Raw genomic sequence first — 20,925 nt, 5'->3', positions numbered from 1 at the left:
CGCCCTGTCCGCGCCCGCACCCCGCGCGCCCGCACCCCATGCGTCCCGCCAGGAGCTGCGCACGCTAGCGGTAGTCCTCGGCCGTCCCCTCCTTGCCGCCGAAGACGACGTCACGGAAGTAGCCGATGGCGTCCGGCTGCGACCCGTCGGTGTCGGTGAAGCCGTACGCCTTGGCGAGTTCACCGCTGAAGACCGAGTCGCCGTTCCAGCGCGCCCTGTCCTTGTCGGCGGCGAGTGCGGCGACCGCCTTTCCCACGAAGGCCGGGGATTCCGCGACAGCGAAGTGCGGCTCCTGCCGTACCGCGTCGCGCCAGTTCGCCTCGGTCACCCCGAAGTGGTCCAGCATCTCCTCCGACCGCAGAAAGCCCGGCGACACGCTGACGGCCGTGCCGCCGTACTCCCTCAGCTCGGTGGCGAGACCGAACGCCGCCCGGATCGGGGCGTTCTTCGCGAGGTCGAAGAAGAGGTTGCCGCGGTAGGTCTTGTTGAATTCGGCCGTCCCGTCGGTCATCTCGACCAGCAGCCCGCCAGGCCGCCGGATCAGCAGCGGCAGCGCGTAGTGACTGGTGATGAGGTGCGTCTCCACGCCGAGCCGCAGCATGCGCAGCCCCTTGTCCAGGTCGACCTCCCACGCCTTCGTCTCGAACTCGATCAGCCGGTCGCCGCCCCACATCCCGTTCACCAGGATGTCCAGCCGTCCCTGCTCGGTGTCGATCCGCTCGACCAGCGCCCGCACCTGGTCCCGCTCCAGGTGGTCGGTGCGCACCGCGATGCCGGTGCCCCCGGCCGCCGTCACCAGTTCCGCCGTCTCCTCGATGGTCTCCGAGCGGCCGACCTCGCTCGTCACCACCTCACCGCCGGTGCCTCCGGGCTTGCGCGTCGTACGGCCGGTCACGTACACCGTGGCGCCCGCCGCCCCCAGTGCCACGGCGATCGCGCGGCTCGCTCCCCGGGTGGCCCCGGCGACGAGTGCGACCTTGTCCGACAGTGCGAGTGAGCCCTGAGTCTCCACGTACGTACGTCCCTTCGGGTTGTGCTGCTGTTGCGTACGGACGACCCTTCCAGTCAATGTGGACATCCTCTGTCGTAATTTCCGTCGTGATGCGCGAGCCGGTTCGTCCGCACGTGTCGTACGGAGTACACGGCGGCCGACGGCTCCCCTCCGGCCGCATCACAGGGGGACTGGCTGCTCACCCCGGCCGGAGACCGGGCCGGAATCGCCGCGCGACCGGTGCGACAGTCACACGATGTGGTGGATAACGAGCCGACCCGTGGGCGATAACGACACAGCGGCATCCGGGTGACTCCGCGTGCACGGTGCGGCAGGAGGAACGATGCTGGTCCCGTGATGGACGAGACCGAGTTCTGGGCGTTGATCGACGCATCCCGCGACGCCGCCGACGGCGACCCCGAGTACCAGGCCGACCTGCTCATCGACCGGCTCCTACGGCTCGACCCCGAGTCCGTTCTTGACTTCGCCCGCCACTTCGAGGCCCGCTACAACCGCGCCTGCCGCTGGGACCTGTGGGGAGCGGCCACCGTGCTGCTCGGCGTCGCCAGCGACGACGCGTTCGACGACTTCCGGTGCTGGCTCATCGGTCAGGGCCGGGAGGTCTTCGAGGGCGCGATGCACGACCCCGACGATCTCGCGAACCTGCTGGAGAGCTTCGACGCGCGCCAGGACGGGGACGCTGAGGACCTCGGCTACGCGGCCGACGAGGCATACGAGCAGCTCACTGGCGCCGAGACGCCGGATCTGGGCCTGCCGGAGCCCCCCGGCGAGCCGCTGGGCACCGCCATCGACCTCGATGACCACGCCACGCTGACCGATCGCTTCCCGCAGCTCTGGGACCGCTTCAGGGCAGCGGACGACTGAGCCCGGCGCCACCGTGGCAGCCCGCCGTCGCAGCTCAGCCAGTGAGCGCGCGGCCCATCAACACATCGTCCACGTACGCGCCGTGGAGGAAGAACTCCCCGGTCAGCACGCCCTCGACGACAAAGCCCTCCGAGGCGTAGAGGCGCCGTGCGGGGGCGTTGTGCCCGAGTACCCGCAGCGTCATCCGGACCGCGTCCTGTCGCCGCGCCTCCTCGTACGCCGCGCGCAGCAGCGCCCGCGCCACTCCCCTGCCGCGCGCCCACTCGTCCACCGCCAGCCCCTGGATCTGGCGTACGTGCGCGTTGCATGCCAGCGGGGTCGGCGGCACCAGGCGCAGGTATCCAGCGAGGCGCCCGTCGGCCTCGGCGGCGAGGATGTGCTCGGGAAGGTTCCGTTCGGTGAAGAACGGCTCGTACGGCGGCTCGTCACGCGGCTGTACGGAGTGCAGCGGCGACCAGGTGCGCCGGTCCAGCTCAGCGAGGCCCGCGCCGTCGGCGAGCGCGGCACGGCGAATGATCAGTGGCTCGGACACGGGGGTCACTGTGCCGCACGCGCACGGCACCGGCAAACGAAAAAGGCCCCCAGGGCACCTTGCTACGCGCCCGGCCGCACCGCACCAGCCGGCAGGCCGCGTTCCGTGGTCGCGCCGCGGCCGGATATGCGCGGCCTTTCCGCAGCCGCACGGGATTCCCGCTCGACGACACGTCACACATTCCGCTCACACCCGTCTCATGCCACCAAACCCGGCACCGGCTCCGGCACCGGCATCACCGGGGCCGCAGATCGCCACGGGGCGGGCGCAGGCCATAAGACACAGGCCGCAATAATTCCCCCCTTTCCATGCCGGAACACAGAGGCCGAATTCCCCAGCACAGCAACGCGATAACGGCAAACCCGAGCGGCGACTCATAACTCAGCGCTCTCATCTATAACTCGGGATATTTCCGGGAGAACGGGAGAGGATACGTCCATGCAGATCGCGATTACCGGTTCGACCGGCCTCATCGGCTCCGCACTCGCCCACTCGCTCCGCGCGGATGGGCACCATGTCGTACGTCTCGTACGGCGCACGCCCCATACGGACTGCGAGGTCGAGTGGGACCCGCGCCGCCAACGGGTGGACACGGCCGGGCTGAGTGGCTGTGCGGCCCTCGTGCATCTCGCGGGGGCGGGCATCGCCGACCGGCGCTGGACCACCGCGCGCAAGAAGGAGATCCGCGACAGCCGGGTGCTCGGCACCTCCGCCATCGCGGAGGCGGTCGCCTCCCTCGACACACCGCCGCGGGTCTTCGTGTCCGGCAGCGCCATCGGCATCTACGGCGACACCGGTGACCGCGCCGTCGACGAGACCTCGCCGCCTGGCGACGGCTTCCTCGCCGAGATCTGCCAGGAGTGGGAAGAGGCAGCGGCGCCCGCCGAAGAGGCGGGCGTCCGCACGGTGTTCGCCCGTACCGGACTTGTCGTGGCGCGCGAGGGCGGGGCCTGGGGCAAACTCTTCCCGCTCTTCAAGCTCGGCCTGGGCGGGCGGCTCGGTGACGGCCTCCACTACTGGAGCTTCATCGCCCTGCGGGACCACGTCGCCGCGCTCCGCCACATCATCGACACAGAGACGCTGTCAGGCCCGGTCAACCTCACGGCGCCCGAGCCCGTCACCAACCGCGAGGTCACCGCGGCCATGGGCCGGGTGCTGCGGCGGCCGACCCTGCTGACCGTCCCGAAGCCCGCACTCCGGCTGGCGCTGGGCGAGCTGGCCACGGACGTCCTCAGCAGCCAGCGGGTGATCCCCCGACATCTCATCGACTCCGGCTTCCCGTTCGCCTTCCCGCGCATCGACGACGCCGTCCAGGCCGCGCTGACCGGACGCGGAGCCGAGCGGGGCATGACCGGCAGGCGCTGACACGGAGGGGCGCCAGACCGGCCCCGCCCCGCTCCGCTTTCCTCCGCTCTCCGCCTCAGCGCCCCGTCCGGGGACGGCGCACTCAGCGCCCTTCGCGCGCGCCCGACCGGCAGAGCGCGATTCCGCCTCCATACGACCACTGTGCGACGCATGTGCGACCGCCGTGCGTCCGTGCTCGTCCTATGCGCGACTGCCTTTGAACGTTTTTCTTCTTACCGTCGAGTCCGATCCACGCATCCCCAGAGCTTGTTGGGGGCATCAGGCCCCCGAAACCACGGACCGACCTCGGGGAGGGGCACGTGCTGGACAGCGCACGCCAAACGGACGTCGTCATCATCGGAGCCGGGCTCTCGGGTCTGTCCGCGGCCCATCAGCTGACCAGTGCGGGGCTGACCGTCACGGTGCTGGAGGCGGCCCCTCATGTCGGGGGCCGGATGGCGACCGACGAGATCGACGGCTTCCGGCTGGACCGCGGCGGCCAGTTCTTCGCCACCTCCCTCGCCGAACTGCGCCGTACTCCGGGGCTCAGCGAGCTGCCGCTGCGGCCGTTCTCCTCCGAGATCCTGGTCCACAGCGAGGGGCGTACGCATCGCGTCGGCGCACCCCGGAGCACGGGGGGCGCATTCCCCACGGCGCGCGCCCTAGCGACCGCCGCCCGCACGCCCCGTACGGGCGGGATCGACCAGGCGCGGCTCGGAGCCGCCCTCGGCAGACTCGCCACGCTCCCCACCCAGCGGCTGCTCGCCCGGCCCGAACGTCCGGCATCGGCCGCACTGGCCATCCGCGGGCTCCCCGCCCGCACCGTCAACGGCTTCCTGCGCCCCTTGCTGACCTCGCTGCTGTGCGACCCGGAACTGATCACCTCAAGCCGCTGCGCCGACCTCGCACTGCACGGCTACGCGCGTGGCCGTCTGTGCCTGCCTGCAGGCGGTGCGGCCACCGTCCCGGAGCTGCTCGCCGCCGCGCTGCCCTCTGGGACGATCCATACGGGGGTACGGGCCGTGACGGCGTCGACCACGACCGTTGCCACCGCCGAGCACGGCGAACTCAGCTGCCGCTCCGTGCTGGTGGCGACCGGGGCGGAGGCGGCCGCCCAACTCCTGCCGGGGCTCCGGCTCCCCGCCTTCCACCCCGTCACCGTGCTGCACCACACGGCCGACGAGGCACCCCTGCGCGAACCGGCGCTCATCCTCACCGCCGACCGGCGCGGCCCCGTCGCCCACACCACCGTCGCCAGCGAGGTGGACCCCTCCCGCACCAAGCCGGGCCGGGCGCTCATCACCTCCACGGTGCTCGGCGCCGCCGCCACGACACCGACGGCCGCACTCGACACCGCCGTCCGCGCCCAGCTCTCCGGCGTCTACCGCACCTCGACCACCGGCTGGCGGCTGCTCACCGCCCACCACGACCCGTACGCCGTCCCGGCGATGCCCGCACCGCACGACATGCGGCGCCCCGTCCGGCTGCTCGGCGGCCTGTACGTGTGCGGCGACCACCGCGACACGAGCACGGCGCAGGGCGCACTCGCCTCCGGACGCCGGGCGGCCCGCGAAGTGCTCAGGGACTTCGGACTGCGCTCCTGTCACGAGACGGCACCACTGCGCGCGGCGGCGTAAGCCGCGGTCGGCGGCGTAAGCCGCAGACCGCAAGCCCGACCAGGTGCCACGCCGGACCACCGAGCGGACCGTACGACTGGACCTACGACGGGACCGTACGACTGGACCGGACAGCCGGACCACCGGGCCGACCCGGCGCACCCGCCTACGGGCCGGACCGGGCAGCCGCGCCGGACAGCCGGCGCCCAGCCGCCCGGCCCGGCCAGGACGCGCCAGGTCATCGCTACCCGAGCGCGGCCACCCGCTCCCGGTAGCCGCGCACCGGCGCCGCGTCGCGATAGGGCTCCAGCCGCCGCTCGAACTCGCGCACGTACTCCACCGCGCGCACCGACCGCATCTCCGACGCCTGCTGCGCCGCCTCAGCGCCCAGCACGCACGCCTGCTCAAGCTCCCCGAGCCCCAGCCGGGCCGTCGCCAGCACGACCCGGCAGAAGACACGGCTGCGGGCGAATCCCGCGCCGCGCAGCTGGAGGGAGCGCTCCGCGTGCTGCGCGGCCGCCCGGTACTGCTGGAGGTCGCGGAAGCAGTGGCCGAGGTCGTCGGCCAGTTGTGACTCGTCGAAGAAGCGCGCCCAGTACGGCACGTCGTCGCCCGGCCGAGCGGTCTCCAGGGCCCGCTCCGCCCGCGCCATCGAGGCCGTGCAGGCCCGGGCCTCGGAGAGGACCCCGTGCCCGCGTGCCTCGGCCGCGTGCAGCAGCGCCTGGACCACCGGTGGCGCGCCGGAGCCGACACCCTGCTGCGCGACCCGCGCCAGCTGCACCGCTTCCCGGCCGTGCCCCAGGTAGACGGCCTGGCGGCTCATCGTCACCAGGACGTAGCTGCCGTACGCGCGGTCCCCGGCGGCCTGGGCGAGCCGGAGCGACTGGACGAAGTAGCGCTGGGCGAGGCCGTGCGCCGCGATGTCGTACGACGTCCATCCGGCGAGCCGGGTCAGGTCGGCGACGGCGGCGAAGAGGCGGCGGCCGATGGCTTCCCCGTAGGTGCCGCGCAGCATGGGCTCGCCCTCGTGCTCCAGGTAGCGCACCAGGGCCTGCCGGGCGTGCCCGCCGCCGTAGGCGTGGTCGAGGGCGCGGAACAGCTCGCCGACCGAGCGCAGCGCGGCGATGTCGCCGGTGGTGACCCGGTGGCCGGGCCCCCGGTCGGTCCGCTCGGTGAGCCGCTGCCTTGGCACGACGACCCGCCCCTGGAGGGGGACCCGCGCGCTGCCCGTCACGGTGGCCTGCCCGGCGGCCGTGCCGCCGGGTCCGCTCGCGCCGCCGGCCCCACCGGAACCGGACGCCCCATGGGCGCCGTGCGCCCCGTGCACGCCGTGTACCGCGGCGGACCCGCGCGCCGCGTGGGACCCAGAAGGCCCGCCCGCGCCGCCAGGGCGGCCGCCGGGCGCCGCTGCCCCGCCGGGGCCGCGACCGGGGCCCTCGGGGGCGCCCGGCCCCGTCCGGGCGGGCGCGGGCGCGGGCACCCCGTGCGCCACCCGTTCGTCGGCACGCCCGATGAGCCAGTCCCTGCTGGGCACCACGAGTCCGGCCGGGGTGAAGGCGATCTTCCGCAGTTCGCTGTGGGTGCCGGAGTCCTTCCGCCACAGCCCGCTGACGATGTCCACCGCCTCCTCGGGGGAGGACGCGAACTCCAGCCCCGCGTAGACCGGGGCGCACGCGTCGAGGCCGAGGTCCTGGGCGGAGAGCCGTCTGCCGAGCCGCCGCGTGAAGACCTCGGCGATCAGTGCGGGGGTCGTACCGCGCGGCTGCTGGCCGCGTAGCCAGCGCGTCACCGACGTCTTGTCGTATCGCAGGTCCAAGCCGTGCTCTAGCCCAAGCTGGTCCACCCGCCGGGCGAGCCCGGCGTGCGAGAAACCGGCCTCGGCGATGAGCGCGGCGAGCTGACGGTTGGGGGTGTGCTGCGGGGGTCGTTCCGTCATCAGCCTGCCGGTCTCCCTGATCGCATCGCTCTGTGGAACGGCGTGAATTTAGCGGTTGAGCGTGCCTTTCTCGCCACCTTCGCCCCACATTCATCCGATCGTGTGAGAAGCGATGAGATACGTAACGCGCTCCGTGCGCCCGATGGCGCCTGTCCGCACCTTGAGCGCTCCCCCAGGCGGGCGCGTACGGGTGCGGCGCACCGCCGCCGTACAGTGGCTGAGGCGCATCGGTTGTGAGTTTGTTCGAAGGAGCTGCCATGGAGCTTCCCCGGCCTGGCGAAGAGCGGCATGAGCTGCGTTTCGTCCACTTGGGCTTCGGCGCTGAGGCCGTCGAGTACCAGGAGGCGTGGCAGGAGCAGCGCCGGGTGCACGCGGCCCGGTTCGCGGACGAGATCCCGGACACCTGCCTGCTGCTGGAGCACCCGCCGGTGTATACGGCCGGGCGCCGCACGCACGACAGCGAGCGCCCGCTGGACGGCACCCCGGTGGTGGACGTGGACCGTGGCGGCAAGATCACGTGGCACGGCCCCGGGCAGCTCGTCGGCTACCCGATCCTGAAGCTGCCGCGCCCCGTGGACGTCATCGCGCACGTGCGCCGGCTGGAGGACGCCTTGCTGCGTACCTGCGCGGAGTTCGGCGTGGAGGCGACCCGGGTGGAGGGCCGCAGCGGCGTCTGGGTGCTCGGCGACCCGGTCGACGAGCGCCCCGGCGTCGGCGGGCTGAAACTGGACTTCGACCCGCGCCTGGCGGACGACGAGTTCGACCCACGCCTGAACGGCCCCGAGTACGCGCCGTCCAACGCGGGCCAGCGGCGCGAGGACCGCAAGCTCGCCGCCATCGGCGTGCGGATCGCCAAGGGCGTCACGATGCACGGCTTCTCGCTGAACTGCGACCCGGACAACACCTGGTTCGACCGCATCGTGCCGTGCGGCATCCGCGACGCCGGGGTGACCTCGCTCTCCAACGAGCTGGGCCGCGACGTCCCGGTGGCCGAGGTCGTCCCCGTCATCGAGAAGCACCTGCTGGATGTGCTGGGGGCGGCCGTGCCGCTTCCCCGGGCCGTCTGAGGGAATGCGGACCGCGCCGCACAGGTTGCCCTGAGACCGCCTCGGGGCGTCGGTACGGGCCCGCTCCCAGTCGTCGGCCGAGGCCGCCCATGGCCGCCAGTCAGGGGCGTAAGAGCACACAAAAGACAGGCGTACCCTGGTGTTCGCCGAAGATTCGAATGCCGCGCCAAGCGAAGGGGAGTGCCGGACGTGTCCGCAGTCGCACCCGACGGACGCAAGATGCTGCGCCTGGAGGTCCGGAACAGCCAGACCCCCATCGAGCGCAAGCCTGAGTGGATCAAGACCCGGGCGAAGATGGGCCCGGAGTACAACCACCTGCAGAAGCTGGTGAAGACCGAGGGCCTGCACACGGTGTGCCAGGAAGCCGGCTGTCCCAACATCTTCGAATGCTGGGAAGACCGCGAGGCGACGTTCCTCATCGGCGGCGACCAGTGCACCCGGCGCTGCGACTTCTGCCAGATCGACACGGGCAAGCCGCAGGCGCTGGACCTGGACGAACCGCGCCGCGTCGCGGAGTCCGTGCGGACCATGGAGCTGAAGTACGCCACGATCACCGGCGTCGCCCGCGACGACCTGGAGGACGGCGGCGCCTGGCTGTACGCGGAGACGGTCCGCCAGATCCACGCCCTGATGCCGGACACCGGCGTCGAGCTGCTGATCCCCGACTTCAACGCCGTCCCCGAGCAGCTGGCCGAGGTCTTCTCCTCCCGCCCCGAGGTGCTCGCCCACAACGTCGAGACGGTCCCGCGCATCTTCAAGCGCATCCGACCCGGCTTCCGCTACGAGCGCTCGCTTGAGGTCATCACCAAGGCCCGCGAGGCCGGCCTGGTCACCAAGTCCAACCTGATCCTGGGCATGGGCGAGGAACGGTCGGAAGTCAGCCAGGCCCTGCGGGACCTGCACGACGCGGGCTGTGAGCTGATCACGATCACCCAGTACCTGCGGCCGTCGCCCCGGCACCACCCCGTGGAGCGCTGGGTCAAGCCACACGAGTTCGTCGAACTGAAGGACGAGGCTGACGAGATCGGCTACGCCGGTGTCATGTCCGGCCCCCTGGTCCGCTCGTCGTACCGCGCCGGCCGCCTGTACAAGCAGGCCATCGAACGGCGTAACGCCACGGCACCAGCCCAAGCCGGCTGACCAGCGGCGCAGCGAAGCGCCCGCCACTCCCATACGGCCTTACTACGCGGCCCGTACGACCCGCAAGCAGCATGCGGCCGTGCGGGCCGTGTCTGCGTTTCCTAGGGGTTTGACCGACTGGACACCCACTGGTAACAACAATGAGTGACACTTGAGGCACACACTGTTCGCCAACGAATACCCGCCGCGATACCCACCGCCTCCGAGGAGACTGCCGCCATGCTGGCCGTGCCCGTACGCCCGTCCGTACGTCCCACCGTCACCGACGCTCTGCGCTCTCTGGAAGGCCTGCTCCTGAGCGGCGGACAGCGCACCGCCCGCCGGAACGCCTGGACATCGGTCCTGGAAGACCGCCGCAGAGCCAAGGACCGCCTGGAGGCCCAGCACGTCATGGAGGCCGTGGCCACTCGCACGCCACAGGCGACGTAAACTGCCGTACATGGCGAGGAAGGAAACATCCGAGAACCCCGGGCGACTGAAACAGATCGCCCTGACCTACAAGATGACCAAGAAGGTCGACTCGAAGGTCGGTCTTGTCGTCGCGGCTGTGGGAATCATCACCTTCGGTGTCTTCCTCGCGATCGGCCTGCTGATCGACCACCCGATCCTGCTGGGCATCCTGGGCTTTGTCCTGGCCTTCCTCGCGATGGCGATCATCTTCGGTCGGCGCGCCGAGCGAGCGGCTTTCGGCCAGATGGAAGGCCAGCCGGGCGCGGCCGCGGCGGTCCTGGAGAACGTGGGCCGCGGCTGGACGGTCACCCCCGCGGTGGCCATGAACCGCAGCCAGGACGTCGTCCACCGGGCCGTCGGCAAGGCGGGCATCGTACTGGTCGGCGAGGGCAACCCGAACCGGCTGAAGGGCCTCCTGTCCGCCGAGAAGAAGCGGATGGCCCGCATCGTCACCGACGTACCGGTCCACGACGTGGTCGTGGGCGACGGTGAGGACCAGGTCTCGATCAAGAAGCTCCGCACCACGATCCTGAAGCTCCCGCGCGTGCTGCCCGGCGCCCAGGTCACCGTGGTCAACGACCGCCTCCGGGCGCTCGGCGACCTGATGAGCAACATGCCGATCCCGAAGGGCCCCATGCCCAAGAACATGCGCATGCCGAAGGGGCGCTGACCCGCACCCCAGGCACGCACGCACGCCCCAGAACACACACGACGATGGGCGGCCCGGAGACTCCCGGGCCGCCCATCGTCGTGTCGGGGTATCCGGGCGGACTTCCGCGCCACGTGGGCGCCACCTGGTTCCTACGCGCGCCAACGCCATAGGGGGCTCAGCCATAGGGGGCTCACAGGCAGCGCAGGGCAGGGCGCAGGACCGTGAGGAACCCACGCACGCACACGAACACGCACACACCCCGGCACGCGCCGAAGAGCAGGTGGCCGACCGGCTCCGGCTAGCGACTCACAGACGGACCTGGACGGCGCCCACAGCCCGGTCGTGGAGGCCACGGGTGTCCCGGTCCCAGATGACCGCGGGGATGACCAGGCCGAGCAGCACGCAGCGCATCAGCGTCCGCAGCAGCGGCAGCCGGTTGCCGTCCAGGCCGATGACCCGAAGCCGCAGCAGCATCTTGCCGGGCGTGCAGCCCAGCGTGCCGACGGTCAGCAGGGACATCACGAGGAAGACGCCCAGCGCCCAGTTTCCCGCAGCGGCGAGATCACGGTCGGTGAACAGCCCGTACGCGATGAGGAGGCACAGGCCCCAGTCGATGAGGAGGGCGAGGATGCGCCGCCCAGGCGGCGCGATCGATCCGGGCCCGTCCTGCGGCAGCCCAAGCTGCTCGCCCCGGTAGCCGAGGTCGACGCCCATCTCCTCGGCCGCCGCGCGGGGCCCGGAGAGCCACGATCCGAGTACGTGCCTGTTATCCACTCCCCCACGGTACTGCGAGGGCCCTCTCCGGTGTCCGGGCGGGGCGCGGGATCGGCCTGATCACGCCGTTGCCGAGCGAGCCAATACCGCACCCCGCACCCGCGTGCCGGTTAACCTCTGCGAAACAAATGGGTCATGCTCGGGAAATCCCGGCTACCTATGGTCGGGCCAGCGCACCACCGCACATCGGCAGCGCGACCGAAGCAACCCCGACCGCGTACGGCCGGGCTAGGAGGAGTTGGATGTTCCAGAACGGCGACGACGCCAAGAAGTTCATCTCGGATGAGGACGTCAAGTTCGTGGACGTCCGGTTCTGCGACCTGCCTGGCGTGATGCAGCACTTCACGATTCCGGCAGCGGCGTTCGACCCGTCCGAGGAACTCGCGTTCGACGGCTCGTCGATCCGCGGCTTCCAGGCGATCCACGAGTCCGACATGGCGCTGCGTGCGGACCTCAGCACGGCGCGTGTCGACCCGTTCCGCCGGGACAAGACCGTCAACATCAACTTCTTCATCCACGACCCGATCACGGGCGAGCAGTACAGCCGTGACCCCCGGAACATCGCGAAGAAGGCCGAGGCGTACCTCGCCTCCACGGGCATCGCCGACACCGCGTACTTCGGCCCCGAGGCCGAGTTCTACGTGTTCGACAACGTCCGTTTCAACACCGCCGCGAACGAGTCCTTCTACCACATCGACTCCGAGGCCGGCGCCTGGAACACCGGCGCGGTCGAGAACAACCGTGGTTACAAGGTCCGCTACAAGGGCGGCTACTTCCCGGTCCCGCCGGTCGACCACTTCGCCGACATCCGTGCGGAGATCTCCCTGGAGCTGGAGAAGTCCGGCCTCCAGGTCGAGCGTCAGCACCACGAGGTGGGCACGGCCGGCCAGGCCGAGATCAACTACAAGTTCAACACGCTGCTCGCCGCGGCCGACGACCTGATGCTCTTCAAGTACATCGTGAAGAACGTCGCCTGGCGCAACGGCAAGACCGCGACCTTCATGCCGAAGCCGATCTTCGGCGACAACGGCTCGGGCATGCACGTCCACCAGTCGCTGTGGTCCGGCGGCGACCCGCTCTTCTACGACGAGCAGGGCTACGCGGGCCTCTCGGACACCGCCCGCTACTACATCGGCGGCATCCTCAAGCACGCCCCGTCGCTGCTGGCCTTCACCAACCCGACGGTGAACTCCTACCACCGCCTGGTCCCCGGCTTCGAGGCCCCGGTCAACCTGGTCTACTCGCAGCGCAACCGCTCCGCCGCGATGCGCATCCCGATCACGGGCTCGAACCCGAAGGCCAAGCGCGTCGAGTTCCGCGCCCCGGACCCGTCCTCGAACCCGTACCTCGCGTTCTCGGCCCTCCTCCTGGCCGGCCTCGACGGCGTCAAGAACAAGATCGAGCCCGCCGAGCCGATCGACAAGGACCTCTACGAACTCGCCCCCGAAGAGCACGCGGGCGTCCCCCAGGTCCCGACCTCCCTCCCGGCCGTCCTGGAAGCCCTTGAGGCCGACAACGAGTACCTCCAGCAGGGCGGCGTCTTCACGTCGGACCTGATCGAGACCTGGATCGACTACAAGCGCACGAACGAAATCGCCCCGATCCAGCTCCGCCCGCACCCGCACGAGTTCGAGCTGTACTTCGACCTTTAAGGGGCGGGGTCGGGTGGCCTCGACCGGAGACCTGGAAGCGGGTTGTGACCTGCGGAGGCACCGCTCGGTGTTTCTCGTTGGCGCCGCTGGTCTTCCAGGGTGTTTCGCAGCTGGTACGCACCGTTCGACGCATAACCTGACTTGACGACAGAGACAGCGATTGAGGGCTGCTTCCCCGGATCTGGGGAAGCAGCCCTCGCTGTCTGCTGTCAGCCCCCCAGTCGCTCCGACGACAGCAGCTCCCGTAGCTCCGCGACCGCCTCGCGGAGGTGGGTGGCGAAGGCGTGCATCTGGTCGGCTACCGGGAGGGGGGTGCTCAGGTAGATGTTGAAGTGGTCGGGCAGCAGGACGTACGCGACGCCGATGCAGCGGCTGCTGGTTGAGCCGAAGCCGAAGTACTGGATGTTGGCGGAGGGGGCGGAGCTGGTGCTCAGGTAGTCGTCGCGCATCGTGAGCCAGCCTGGGGTGCGGTAGAGGGCGGGTTGCTCCGTTACGCCCAGTTCTGGTCCGCGGCGGCGCTGGATCAGTTCCAGCTCCCACAGGTGCTGCTCGGGGGCTTGGCCGGTCTGGCACTCCTTCGCGCGGGCCACGTGCTTCTCGGCGGCGGTGCGGAACGCGGCGCGGCGGGCGTCCGCGGTCGTCGCCGGGTCCTCCATCGCCGCCACGAAATCCGCGATCTCGGGGGTGATGACGCGCATCGCCTCGGTCCGTCCGCGGCGGTACTGCCGGGTGGCGATCGACTCGTACGTGGCGCCGAGACGGCCCTTGGCGCGCTGGTGGGCGAGTTGGTAGGCCAGCTGGACGAACGCGTCCGGTGAGACGCGCAGCGACTTGGCGGTGTTGCCGCCGAAGTCGTCGAACGAGACGACACGGGTCGCGGTGTTCTCCCCGTACGCGGCGAACGCGTCGGCGGCGGAGCGCACCTGGGACCGGAGGGCGTCGTCCAGCTCGAACACGATCGGCCCCAGCTCCGGCAGGCCCTGGGAGCGGGCGCCGGACTGCTGGGACTGCTCGTCGGCGGGGGTGCTCAGCAGGGCGTCGACGAAGCTGAGGATCGTGGTGCCGTCCAGCTCGCAGTGCTCGACGTTGATGCCGGCGCGGCCGTCGCCGAACACGACCAGCGTCACGGCCTTGTCGAACCAGCGGTTGCCGCCGTCGCCGTACAGCAGCTGGTCGCACGTCTCCTGGGTGTCGGCGGGTGTGAAGTCCTCCAGAGAGAGGCAGAACAGGGCGGTCTCCACGTCGTCCAGCGCGGCCGCGTTGCGGGGGTGGCAGGCGAGCAGGGACTCCCGGGCGGCCGCCCACTCCGCGCGGGCCATGGTGGTGAGGTGGCCCACCGGGGCGGTGGCACCCACCGGCTCCGCCCCGCCCTTCAGCACGGCGCGCAGCCCCGCCTCAAGGTCGTCCAGGCTGTGCGGCACGCCGTCCGGGCCGAGCACGTCCAGCCGGAACATGCCGCCACGGAAGAACACCACGATGTGCCGCGCGCTGGACGGGCCGGGCCACTCCTCGGTGTACGGGGCGCGGACGGTGTCCTGTTCCGTGCCGGGAATCCGGGTGGCGGAGAACAGGAACTTGTTCTGCTCCATCGACTGCGGCTGACCGCGTTGCACTATCGGGGGGACGATCTCCTGATCGAGCTGCCGCTTGTAGTTGACGGCCCCCGCGATGAGCCCGGCGGCCCGCTCCACCTGGGACTGCGGGGAGTCCTTGAACAGGAAGAAGAAGTTGGCATTGAGCGCGATACGGTCCCTGCGGCCGAGGTAGCGGTACGGCCAGAAGGTGTCGAGCCAGCTGTGCACGCCGTCGGTTGCGTCGTACTCCTCAAGCACCGCGTGCAAGGCCCGGCCGTGACCGCCGGGCTGGAGGAAGGCGGTCACCTCCGCTTCGGTCGCCGCCCGCTCGTCGTCGGTCAGCAGTGGCGCGCACCAAGCGAGGAACCTCTCGCAGCTCGCCTCCAGCGTGGGCAGTGGCACGCGCGGCAGGCTGTCCTCCAGCGCGAAGGTCGGTGTGGGCGCCTGTTCCTGGCTGGCATTCAATTCTGGACTCACTTCGGCTCGTGGCTCGTCGTGGGGGTCGTGGGAATCGTGGCAATCGTGGGAGTCGTGGATCAAGTGGTCGATGGGGCTCGTCGTGGGCTGCGGGCGGCGGACCGCCAAGCCACGGACGGCGGGTGGCGGGTGGCGGAGGTGATGTGCGGCTGTGTGAGGGCGAGTTGGGTGAGCGGGAGTTGTACGCGGGGCTCCAGCCTTTCGTCTCCGGGCGCTCGGCAGCCACCCCGGCGACCGGCATCATCCGGACGCGGGATGCCCGACGCGGGATGCCGGGCGCCGGACGCCTGGCGCGCCGCGTCGGTCGCGGAGCACGCGCGTGTGCGCACGCGTACGTCCGTACGGAGATCCGTACGGAGAGCGGTCGCGGTGACCACGCGGCCTTCGTCGGCTGTCAGTCCAGCAGCTGGTCGCCGCGCACCGCCCGGCCCTCGGCCGCCGTGTGCTCGGGCAGTACGCGGCCGAAGAGCTGCCTGGTCCGCGCCACGCTCCCGATGACGCCGGGGCGCTCGCTGTAGGCGAAGATCGCCGAGTGGCGTGCGGCGTCGCCCCGCACGGGGCTCACGCGGTGCAGCGAGTAGCGGCCCTTGAACAGCTGGAGATCGCCCGGCCGCAGGGGCAGGCGCCGCGCCAGGTCTCGGCCGTTGCCCTCCAGTACGTCGCGTACGGCATCGAAGTTCTCGTGGTCCGCGGACCTGAGGTTCGGGCAGTACTCGAAGTCGCCGCCGGACCGCGCCTCCTGAGTCAGCATGCTCACCGTGTACTCGTTGGTGTCGAAATGCCAGGGATGCTCCTTGCCTGGCTCCACGACGTTGAGGACCAGCCCGGAGAGCGGGTCGGCCAGCTCGTACAGCTGCGGCAGTTCGAAGCAGTGGGCGATGAAGCGCTGGAAGGCCGGGTGGGAGTAGAGCTGGCTGATCAAGGCGTTCGCGGGGATGAGGTCGCGGGCGACGAACGCGTTGCCCCGTTCGAAGACCGTCCGGCCGGGGTGGCTCTCCGGGAGTGCCGAGTCCACCGCGATGTTGTAGACGTTGACCGTTTCGACGTCGAAGTGCGCCCGGGGGGCGATGGCCGAGCACTCCTCCCGCAGGGCATCGCGCAACGACGGACGGACGAAGTCCGGCAGTACGGTGCAGCCGAGCGACAGCAGTTCGCGCCGGGCACGGGAGACCACGGCCTGCCCCTCGGCGCTCTCCAGTTCCGACAGGGGATACCGAGCCGTGTCGACCACCTGGTCGAGCGTCATGGCTTCCAGAGTGCTCATTCGATCCTCTCCACGTACGGGCCGACCGTCCCGAGCCGAACTGCCCACGCGGACACGCGATTACGCGTCCGGCGCCCGGCCAGGACGACCGGCGCGACGCCACGGTGCCGTCCGAGTCCGCCCTCGGGTGGTCCGCAACTCTACTGGCGAGTAACGCACTTGTGGGCGGCTAACGCTGGAAGCTTGTCTGTGACACGTCACACTCCCCGCCGTGCGCGGCACGCTGGGCCATGGATTCGGTGCGAAGCGGCTCTCCGGGGCCGCTGTCGGTAGTCGCCGGGTCGCTGGCGGCCTGGCCGCCCCGCCGACGATCGGGGGCCCCGGAGCGCCGAGCGCCGCCCTGTGCGGGCGGCGCTCGGCGGTCGGACACACCCCGCCGCGCCGCGAACGGCACGGCGGGGCGCCGGAATCAGTGGTCGTCGAAGTGGATGAGGGAACGGACCATGTGGCAGGTCGTGTCGGAGGGCGGATGCACGCCGATCCGGCCCGCTGTGTTCCGTATCTTGCGGTTGGACGCCTGCTCGGGGCGATACACACCCGAGTTGAGCAGGGCGATGGCGAGGCGCATGGCCTTCAGGCGGCGGTGGTGGGTCTCGTACCACTCGCGTGGGTGCCCGGCAGGCACGCGCTTCTTCGGCAGCGTCGGGAAGCTCGGCAGGTCCGGCATGTACGGAAGAGGTGTTGCGGCAACGGCCATCGGCGTCCTCCTGAGGCGGTCGGGAACCCTCTCTCTTACTGCCTCCATTCTACGACCCACCACTGACAATCGGCCCAGGCCAGAAGGGGTTTGAGGGGTTCGCGAGGTACCGTGTGCGCCATGGAGATCTGGATCAATCCCGCGTGTTCGAAGTGCCGCAGCGCCATGACCTTGCTCGACGCGGAGGGCGCCGGTTACACCGTTCGCCGCTATCTCGACGACGTACCGAGCGAGGCCGAGATCAGCGCCGTGCTCGACCGGCTCGGACTCGAACCCTGGGACATCACGCGCACCCAGGAGACCGCCGCGAAGGACCTCGGGCTGCGGGACTGGCCGCGCGATGAGAGCGCGCGCGGCCGTTGGATCGCGGCGCTCGCGGCGCATCCGAAGCTGATCCAGCGGCCGATCATCACGGCCGACGACGGGACGGCCGTGGTGGCCCGTACGGAGGAGGCCGTGCGGGACGCGATGGCACGGAAGTGACCCACGACTGAGGGGGGTGCGCGGGCTGGGGTGGGGGTCCGCGCCCGCGCTGAGGCTCGTGCTCGCTGAGGCTGGGGCCGGCGGTCGCGCCCCTGCTCGTGTTCGCCGGTGCCGACGTCGGGGCAGGGCCCGGCCCGGTCGCCTAGGCCGGGTCCTGCGATCCGCAGTCCGGAGCGTCCAGCGCGGCGGCGTCCAGTGCCTCGGTGAGGTCGTGGAGGCGGCCGCGCAGCTCCGTGAGGTCGGCGAGGCCCAGGCCCGTGGCTCCCGCGATCTGGCGTGGGACGTCCTGGGCGCGTTCGCGCAGCGCGGTGCCGCTCGGGGTGAGGTGGACCGTGACCGAGCGTTCGTCCTCGGGGCTGCGTTCGCGGCGTACGAGGCCGCTCGCCTCCAGCCGCTTCAGCAGCGGCGACAGCGTGCCGGAGTCCAGCCGCAGGTGCTGGCCGATCCGCTTCACCGGCATTTCGCCGTTCTCCCAGAGCACGAGCATCACGAGGTACTGGGGATATGTCAGCCCCAGGTCGCGTAGGGCGGTGCGGTACAAGCCGCCGAAAGCGCGGGAAGCAGCGTGCAAGGCGAAGCAGATCTGCTGGTCGAGGCGGAGGTAGTCCTCGGGGACCGGTGCTGGATGACTCTGCGGCATATCCACAGCGTACCTTTAGATTGTGCACAATTTAATTGTGTGCTGTACTCATGGCTGTGAGGGTGCGGCGGCTGGTCCGCCGCACCGACCCTGGGTCGGCATGGCTGTCGGCCGGACGGACGGGCTCGTCTGCGGGCGCGGCCCGAGGAGAGGAATGGTTGCCATGAGTGCGCTCTACACGGCGGTTGCCACGGCCAATGGACGCGAGGGCCGCGCTGTCAGCTCCGATGGGCAGCTGGACCTGCCGCTGTCGATGCCGCCCGCGCTGGGCGGTAACGGCAAGGGCACCAACCCGGAGCAGCTGTTCGCGGCCGGGTACGCGGCGTGCTTCTCCAGCGCGCTCGGCCTGGTCGGACGGCAGGCGAAGGTCGACACCAAGGATGTGTCGGTGACCGCCGAGGTCAGCATCGGCCCCGACGCGGCCGGCGGCTTCGAGCTGGCGGTGACCCTGCGGGTGGAGCTGCCGGAGCAGCTGGTGGGCACCACCGGTGAGCAGCTGATCGAGCAGGCGCACGCGGTATGCCCCTACTCCAAGGCCACCAAGGGCAACCTTCCCGTCGAGATCGTCGTGGAGTGAGTTGGGTGAGTTGGGTGAGTTGGGTGAGTTGGGTTAGTTAGGTGAGTGGTGGGGTGTGAGTTGGGTCTGTGGAAGTTGAGTGAGCGGAGTGAGTGCGGTGGGTGGGGTGGGGGTGAGGTGGTGAGGTGCGCTGCGGCACGGGCGCGTCTCGGCTGGACGGCCGTCCCGGGCTCGGGGCGGCCGTCGCGCCTCAGAGCGCGAGTGCCCGCTGAAGGCCCGGCCCGTCGTACTGGATTCCGCGACGCACCGCCGCGGCCGCCGTCTGGCTGTCGAAGCGGCCGACCAGATGCAGTGCCATGTCGATCCCAGCCGACACACCCGCGCTGGTGATGACGCCCCCGGTGTCGACATAGCGCTCGTCGGGGCGCACCTCCACCGACGCGTCGATCCCGGCGAAATCCTCGATGAAGTCCCAGTGCGTGGTGGCGGGCCGCCCGGCCAGCAGCCCGGCGGCCGCGAACACCAGCGAGCCGGTGCAGACGCTCGCGAGGACGGTTCCGCCGCCGCGCAGCTCCCTGAGCCACGCCAGGTGCCGTTCATCCCGCTGGAGGCGTTCCGTGCCGTCTCCCCCGGGATGCACCAGCAGGTCGAGTGGCGGAGCTGTCGCCACGCCGTGGTCGACCGCCAGGCCAAGGCCCTTCGCGCATCGGACGATGCCGGGCTCGTCCCCGATGGCCAGCACCTGGACGGGGGTTTCGGCGACGTGGGCGGCCCAGTAGGCGAGGACTTCCCAGGGGCCGACGACATCGAGTTCCTCGGCGTCGGTGAAGAGGAGGACACCAACGGTCAGTGGAGTGTTCATGAGGTGCGGTGACCAGCTTTCGGGCGGATCGCGGACGTTGGGGGTGGGGGGATGGCGATGGTCGCGTACGGCGACGGGAGCCGGGCGCGGGCGGCGGTCGGCGGGGTAGAAGGGCGGGGCAAGCCGACCCGCGCGCACGGGCGGCACCGTGCGGGGCAGGGCGGAGAGTTGGACAGTGAGCTGGGCAGGGAGCTGGACGGAGAGCTGGGGCGGCTGGCTGGGCAGGGCAGGCCGAGGCACGCGCGGGCGCGCGCCCGTTCCGCACCTCCCACCGGGCCGCACCGCCCGTCCGGCCCTGCCGGCGCCCGGCGGGACGGTCAGCGGCCACGCACCGCCAGCGGCCACGCCGTACAGCCGACAGCGACAGCGACCGAGCACGAGCACGAACGCGGTCGCACGGGCACTCGTGCAGGCAGCCGCGTGCAGGCAGCCGCACGCGAACGGTCGCGCAGGCCGTCGCGTAGCCCGCACAGCCAGGCAGGCGGCGCCCCGCCCGGCAGCCAGCCGACCGGCCGACCGGGCCGCTCAGCCCAGGGCGGCTTCCGGCGCCCGGTCGGCGGCTTCCGTCGCCCGGTTCAGGGCCAGCGGGGCCGCGTCGTAGGTGATGCGGATGACGCCGTCGGCGTGCCGGTCGGCGGTGGCCAGCACGCCGAAGACGTCGTGGAGGGTCTGGGAGGTCAGGACGTCGAGGACGGGGCCCGCCGCCGCCACGACACCTTCGTTCAGGACGACGAGGTGGTCGCAGAGCCGGGCGGCGAGGTCGAGATCGTGCAGGACGGCGAGGGTGGTGGTGCCGGTGGAGCGGATGAGGTCGAGGAGTTCGAAGCGGGCTCGGATGTCGAGGTGGTTGGTCAGCTCGTCGAGGACGAGAAGTTTCGGGCGCTGTGCCAGTGCGCGGGCGAGCAGGACGCGTTGGCGTTCGCCGCCGGACAAGGAGGTGAAGTCGCGCTCCCCCAGTGAGCGCACGCCGCAGGCGTCGAGCGCTTCCTCGACGGCCTGGTGGTCCTCTATGCCGTCGCGGCCGAGGAGGCCGTGGTGGGGGGTGCGACCGAGGGCGACGATCTCCTTGACGCTCAGGCCCGTCGCGTTGCTGGTGCTGTCCTGGAGGACCGCCGCGGTGCGGCGGGCGGCGGCGCGCGTGGGCAGTTTCCACACGTCGTCGCCGTCGACACACACCGTGCCGCGCTCGGGGCGCAGCGATCGGTAGACGGTGCGCAGCAGGGTGGACTTGCCGCTGCCGTTGGGCCCGATGAGCCCGACGATGTCGCCTTTCTGGGCGTCCAGGCTCACCTCGCGCAGGATCGGCTGGTGGTCGAGGGTGACGTGGAGCCCGTCCACGGTGAGTTTCATACGGTGTCCCAGTCCTCAGCCG

The 20,925-nt window shown here is 71.0% G+C and carries 20 protein-coding genes; 10 read left to right on the top strand and 10 right to left on the bottom strand.

Annotated features, from left to right (window positions below; all coding sequences use genetic code 11):
* Positions 1–64 precede the first annotated feature (64 nt).
* Positions 65–1,078 carry an SDR family oxidoreductase gene (locus AC5P1B_RS22495; protein ID WP_493889162.1) on the bottom strand — a complete coding sequence of 338 codons (1,014 nt, stop codon included), beginning with the start codon at positions 1,076–1,078 and terminating at the stop codon, positions 65–67.
* A 270-nt stretch (positions 1,079–1,348) separates the two neighbouring features.
* On the opposite strand from AC5P1B_RS22495, the gene AC5P1B_RS22490 reads away from it, so the two are divergent.
* Positions 1,349–1,876, top strand: a complete 528-nt coding sequence (locus AC5P1B_RS22490) for a DUF4240 domain-containing protein (protein ID WP_493889213.1) — start codon at positions 1,349–1,351, stop codon at positions 1,874–1,876.
* A gap of 34 nt (positions 1,877–1,910) precedes the next feature.
* Here AC5P1B_RS22490 and AC5P1B_RS22485 read toward each other — a convergent pair whose 3' ends face one another.
* Positions 1,911–2,408 carry a GNAT family N-acetyltransferase gene (locus tag AC5P1B_RS22485; protein WP_493889161.1) on the bottom strand — a complete coding sequence of 166 codons (498 nt, stop codon included), beginning with the start codon at positions 2,406–2,408 and terminating at the stop codon, positions 1,911–1,913.
* 438 nt (positions 2,409–2,846) lie between these two features.
* Between AC5P1B_RS22485 and AC5P1B_RS22480 the strand changes: the two genes are divergently transcribed.
* Together AC5P1B_RS22480 and AC5P1B_RS22475 are read left to right on the top strand one after the other, a co-directional pair.
* Positions 2,847–3,773, top strand: coding sequence for a TIGR01777 family oxidoreductase (locus tag AC5P1B_RS22480; protein ID WP_493889160.1), 927 nt, complete (start codon positions 2,847–2,849; stop codon positions 3,771–3,773).
* Between the two features lie 299 nt (positions 3,774–4,072).
* Entirely contained in the window at positions 4,073–5,389 is a 1,317-nt protein-coding gene (locus AC5P1B_RS22475; protein ID WP_493889159.1) for an NAD(P)/FAD-dependent oxidoreductase, read from the top strand.
* A 223-nt stretch (positions 5,390–5,612) separates the two neighbouring features.
* Here AC5P1B_RS22475 and AC5P1B_RS22470 read toward each other — a convergent pair whose 3' ends face one another.
* Positions 5,613–7,304, bottom strand: a complete 1,692-nt coding sequence (locus tag AC5P1B_RS22470; protein ID WP_493889157.1) for an NsdA family TPR-like regulatory protein — start codon at positions 7,302–7,304, stop codon at positions 5,613–5,615.
* A 257-nt stretch (positions 7,305–7,561) separates the two neighbouring features.
* On the opposite strand from AC5P1B_RS22470, the gene lipB reads away from it, so the two are divergent.
* The 4 genes from lipB to AC5P1B_RS22450 all read left to right on the top strand — a co-directional run bounded on the left by lipB (position 7,562) and on the right by AC5P1B_RS22450 (position 10,631).
* Positions 7,562–8,371: a lipoyl(octanoyl) transferase LipB gene (gene lipB / locus AC5P1B_RS22465; RefSeq protein WP_493889156.1), complete on the top strand. Its 810-nt coding sequence runs from the start codon at positions 7,562–7,564 to the stop codon at positions 8,369–8,371.
* Between the two features lie 189 nt (positions 8,372–8,560).
* Positions 8,561–9,511 (top strand): lipoyl synthase, encoded by a 951-nt coding sequence (gene lipA, locus AC5P1B_RS22460; protein WP_493889155.1) that lies wholly within the window; start codon positions 8,561–8,563, stop codon positions 9,509–9,511.
* 219 nt (positions 9,512–9,730) lie between these two features.
* Positions 9,731–9,940 carry an SCO2195 family GlnR-regulated protein gene (locus AC5P1B_RS22455; protein ID WP_493889211.1) on the top strand — a complete coding sequence of 70 codons (210 nt, stop codon included), beginning with the start codon at positions 9,731–9,733 and terminating at the stop codon, positions 9,938–9,940.
* A 10-nt stretch (positions 9,941–9,950) separates the two neighbouring features.
* Positions 9,951–10,631 (top strand): DUF4191 domain-containing protein, encoded by a 681-nt coding sequence (locus tag AC5P1B_RS22450; protein WP_493889154.1) that lies wholly within the window; start codon positions 9,951–9,953, stop codon positions 10,629–10,631.
* Between the two features lie 288 nt (positions 10,632–10,919).
* Here AC5P1B_RS22450 and AC5P1B_RS22445 read toward each other — a convergent pair whose 3' ends face one another.
* Entirely contained in the window at positions 10,920–11,387 is a 468-nt protein-coding gene (locus AC5P1B_RS22445) for an RDD family protein (RefSeq protein WP_493889153.1), read from the bottom strand.
* Positions 11,388–11,629: 242 nt separating this feature from the next.
* Between AC5P1B_RS22445 and glnA the strand changes: the two genes are divergently transcribed.
* A complete protein-coding gene (glnA, locus tag AC5P1B_RS22440) occupies positions 11,630–13,039 on the top strand; it encodes a type I glutamate--ammonia ligase (protein WP_493889152.1) in 1,410 nt (469 codons plus the stop codon).
* A gap of 209 nt (positions 13,040–13,248) precedes the next feature.
* Here glnA and AC5P1B_RS22435 read toward each other — a convergent pair whose 3' ends face one another.
* From AC5P1B_RS22435 to AC5P1B_RS22425, 3 genes are all read right to left on the bottom strand, one after another.
* Entirely contained in the window at positions 13,249–15,078 is a 1,830-nt protein-coding gene (locus AC5P1B_RS22435) for a choline/carnitine O-acyltransferase (RefSeq protein WP_493889151.1), read from the bottom strand.
* A gap of 406 nt (positions 15,079–15,484) precedes the next feature.
* On the bottom strand, positions 15,485–16,354 hold the full coding sequence (locus tag AC5P1B_RS22430) for a HalD/BesD family halogenase (protein WP_493889150.1): 870 nt from the start codon (positions 16,352–16,354) through the stop codon (positions 15,485–15,487).
* A 409-nt stretch (positions 16,355–16,763) separates the two neighbouring features.
* A complete protein-coding gene (locus AC5P1B_RS22425; protein WP_493889149.1) occupies positions 16,764–17,051 on the bottom strand; it encodes a hypothetical protein in 288 nt (95 codons plus the stop codon).
* A 120-nt stretch (positions 17,052–17,171) separates the two neighbouring features.
* On the opposite strand from AC5P1B_RS22425, the gene AC5P1B_RS22420 reads away from it, so the two are divergent.
* Entirely contained in the window at positions 17,172–17,534 is a 363-nt protein-coding gene (locus AC5P1B_RS22420) for an arsenate reductase family protein (protein ID WP_493889148.1), read from the top strand.
* A gap of 142 nt (positions 17,535–17,676) precedes the next feature.
* On the opposite strand, the gene AC5P1B_RS22415 is transcribed toward AC5P1B_RS22420, so the two are convergent.
* Positions 17,677–18,174 (bottom strand): MarR family winged helix-turn-helix transcriptional regulator, encoded by a 498-nt coding sequence (locus tag AC5P1B_RS22415; protein ID WP_493889146.1) that lies wholly within the window; start codon positions 18,172–18,174, stop codon positions 17,677–17,679.
* A 163-nt stretch (positions 18,175–18,337) separates the two neighbouring features.
* On the opposite strand from AC5P1B_RS22415, the gene AC5P1B_RS22410 reads away from it, so the two are divergent.
* Positions 18,338–18,751, top strand: a complete 414-nt coding sequence (locus AC5P1B_RS22410) for an organic hydroperoxide resistance protein (protein WP_493889144.1) — start codon at positions 18,338–18,340, stop codon at positions 18,749–18,751.
* A gap of 190 nt (positions 18,752–18,941) precedes the next feature.
* On the opposite strand, the gene AC5P1B_RS22405 is transcribed toward AC5P1B_RS22410, so the two are convergent.
* A complete protein-coding gene (locus AC5P1B_RS22405; protein ID WP_493889142.1) occupies positions 18,942–19,793 on the bottom strand; it encodes a DJ-1/PfpI family protein in 852 nt (283 codons plus the stop codon).
* A gap of 285 nt (positions 19,794–20,078) precedes the next feature.
* A complete protein-coding gene (locus AC5P1B_RS22400) occupies positions 20,079–20,903 on the bottom strand; it encodes an ABC transporter ATP-binding protein (RefSeq protein WP_493889141.1) in 825 nt (274 codons plus the stop codon).
* Positions 20,904–20,925 lie beyond the last annotated feature (22 nt).

The sequence above is a fragment of the Streptomyces sp. A01 genome, assembly GCF_059026195.1.
Note: the sequence above shows the minus strand (reverse complement) of the source record. Positions and strands in the feature narration are given on the sequence as shown.

What these genes read in the sequence shown, in the direction of transcription:
- AC5P1B_RS22455 (WP_493889211.1), top strand. Translation starts at nt 9,731, where the DNA reads ATGCTGGCCGTGCCCGTACGCCCGTCCGTACGTCCCACCGTCACCGAC.
- AC5P1B_RS22480 (WP_493889160.1), top strand. Translation starts at nt 2,847, where the DNA reads ATGCAGATCGCGATTACCGGTTCGACCGGCCTCATCGGCTCCGCACTC.
- AC5P1B_RS22410 (WP_493889144.1), top strand. Translation starts at nt 18,338, where the DNA reads ATGAGTGCGCTCTACACGGCGGTTGCCACGGCCAATGGACGCGAGGGC.
- glnA (WP_493889152.1), top strand. Translation starts at nt 11,630, where the DNA reads ATGTTCCAGAACGGCGACGACGCCAAGAAGTTCATCTCGGATGAGGAC.
- AC5P1B_RS22415 (WP_493889146.1), bottom strand. Translation starts at nt 18,174, where the DNA reads ATGCCGCAGAGTCATCCAGCACCGGTCCCCGAGGACTACCTCCGCCTC.
- AC5P1B_RS22425 (WP_493889149.1), bottom strand. Translation starts at nt 17,051, where the DNA reads ATGGCCGTTGCCGCAACACCTCTTCCGTACATGCCGGACCTGCCGAGC.
- lipB (WP_493889156.1), top strand. Translation starts at nt 7,562, where the DNA reads ATGGAGCTTCCCCGGCCTGGCGAAGAGCGGCATGAGCTGCGTTTCGTC.
- AC5P1B_RS22470 (WP_493889157.1), bottom strand. Translation starts at nt 7,304, where the DNA reads ATGACGGAACGACCCCCGCAGCACACCCCCAACCGTCAGCTCGCCGCG.
- AC5P1B_RS22420 (WP_493889148.1), top strand. Translation starts at nt 17,172, where the DNA reads ATGGAGATCTGGATCAATCCCGCGTGTTCGAAGTGCCGCAGCGCCATG.
- AC5P1B_RS22430 (WP_493889150.1), bottom strand. Translation starts at nt 16,354, where the DNA reads ATGAGCACTCTGGAAGCCATGACGCTCGACCAGGTGGTCGACACGGCT.
- AC5P1B_RS22450 (WP_493889154.1), top strand. Translation starts at nt 9,951, where the DNA reads ATGGCGAGGAAGGAAACATCCGAGAACCCCGGGCGACTGAAACAGATC.
- AC5P1B_RS22490 (WP_493889213.1), top strand. Translation starts at nt 1,349, where the DNA reads ATGGACGAGACCGAGTTCTGGGCGTTGATCGACGCATCCCGCGACGCC.
- AC5P1B_RS22400 (WP_493889141.1), bottom strand. Translation starts at nt 20,903, where the DNA reads ATGAAACTCACCGTGGACGGGCTCCACGTCACCCTCGACCACCAGCCG.
- AC5P1B_RS22495 (WP_493889162.1), bottom strand. Translation starts at nt 1,078, where the DNA reads ATGTCCACATTGACTGGAAGGGTCGTCCGTACGCAACAGCAGCACAAC.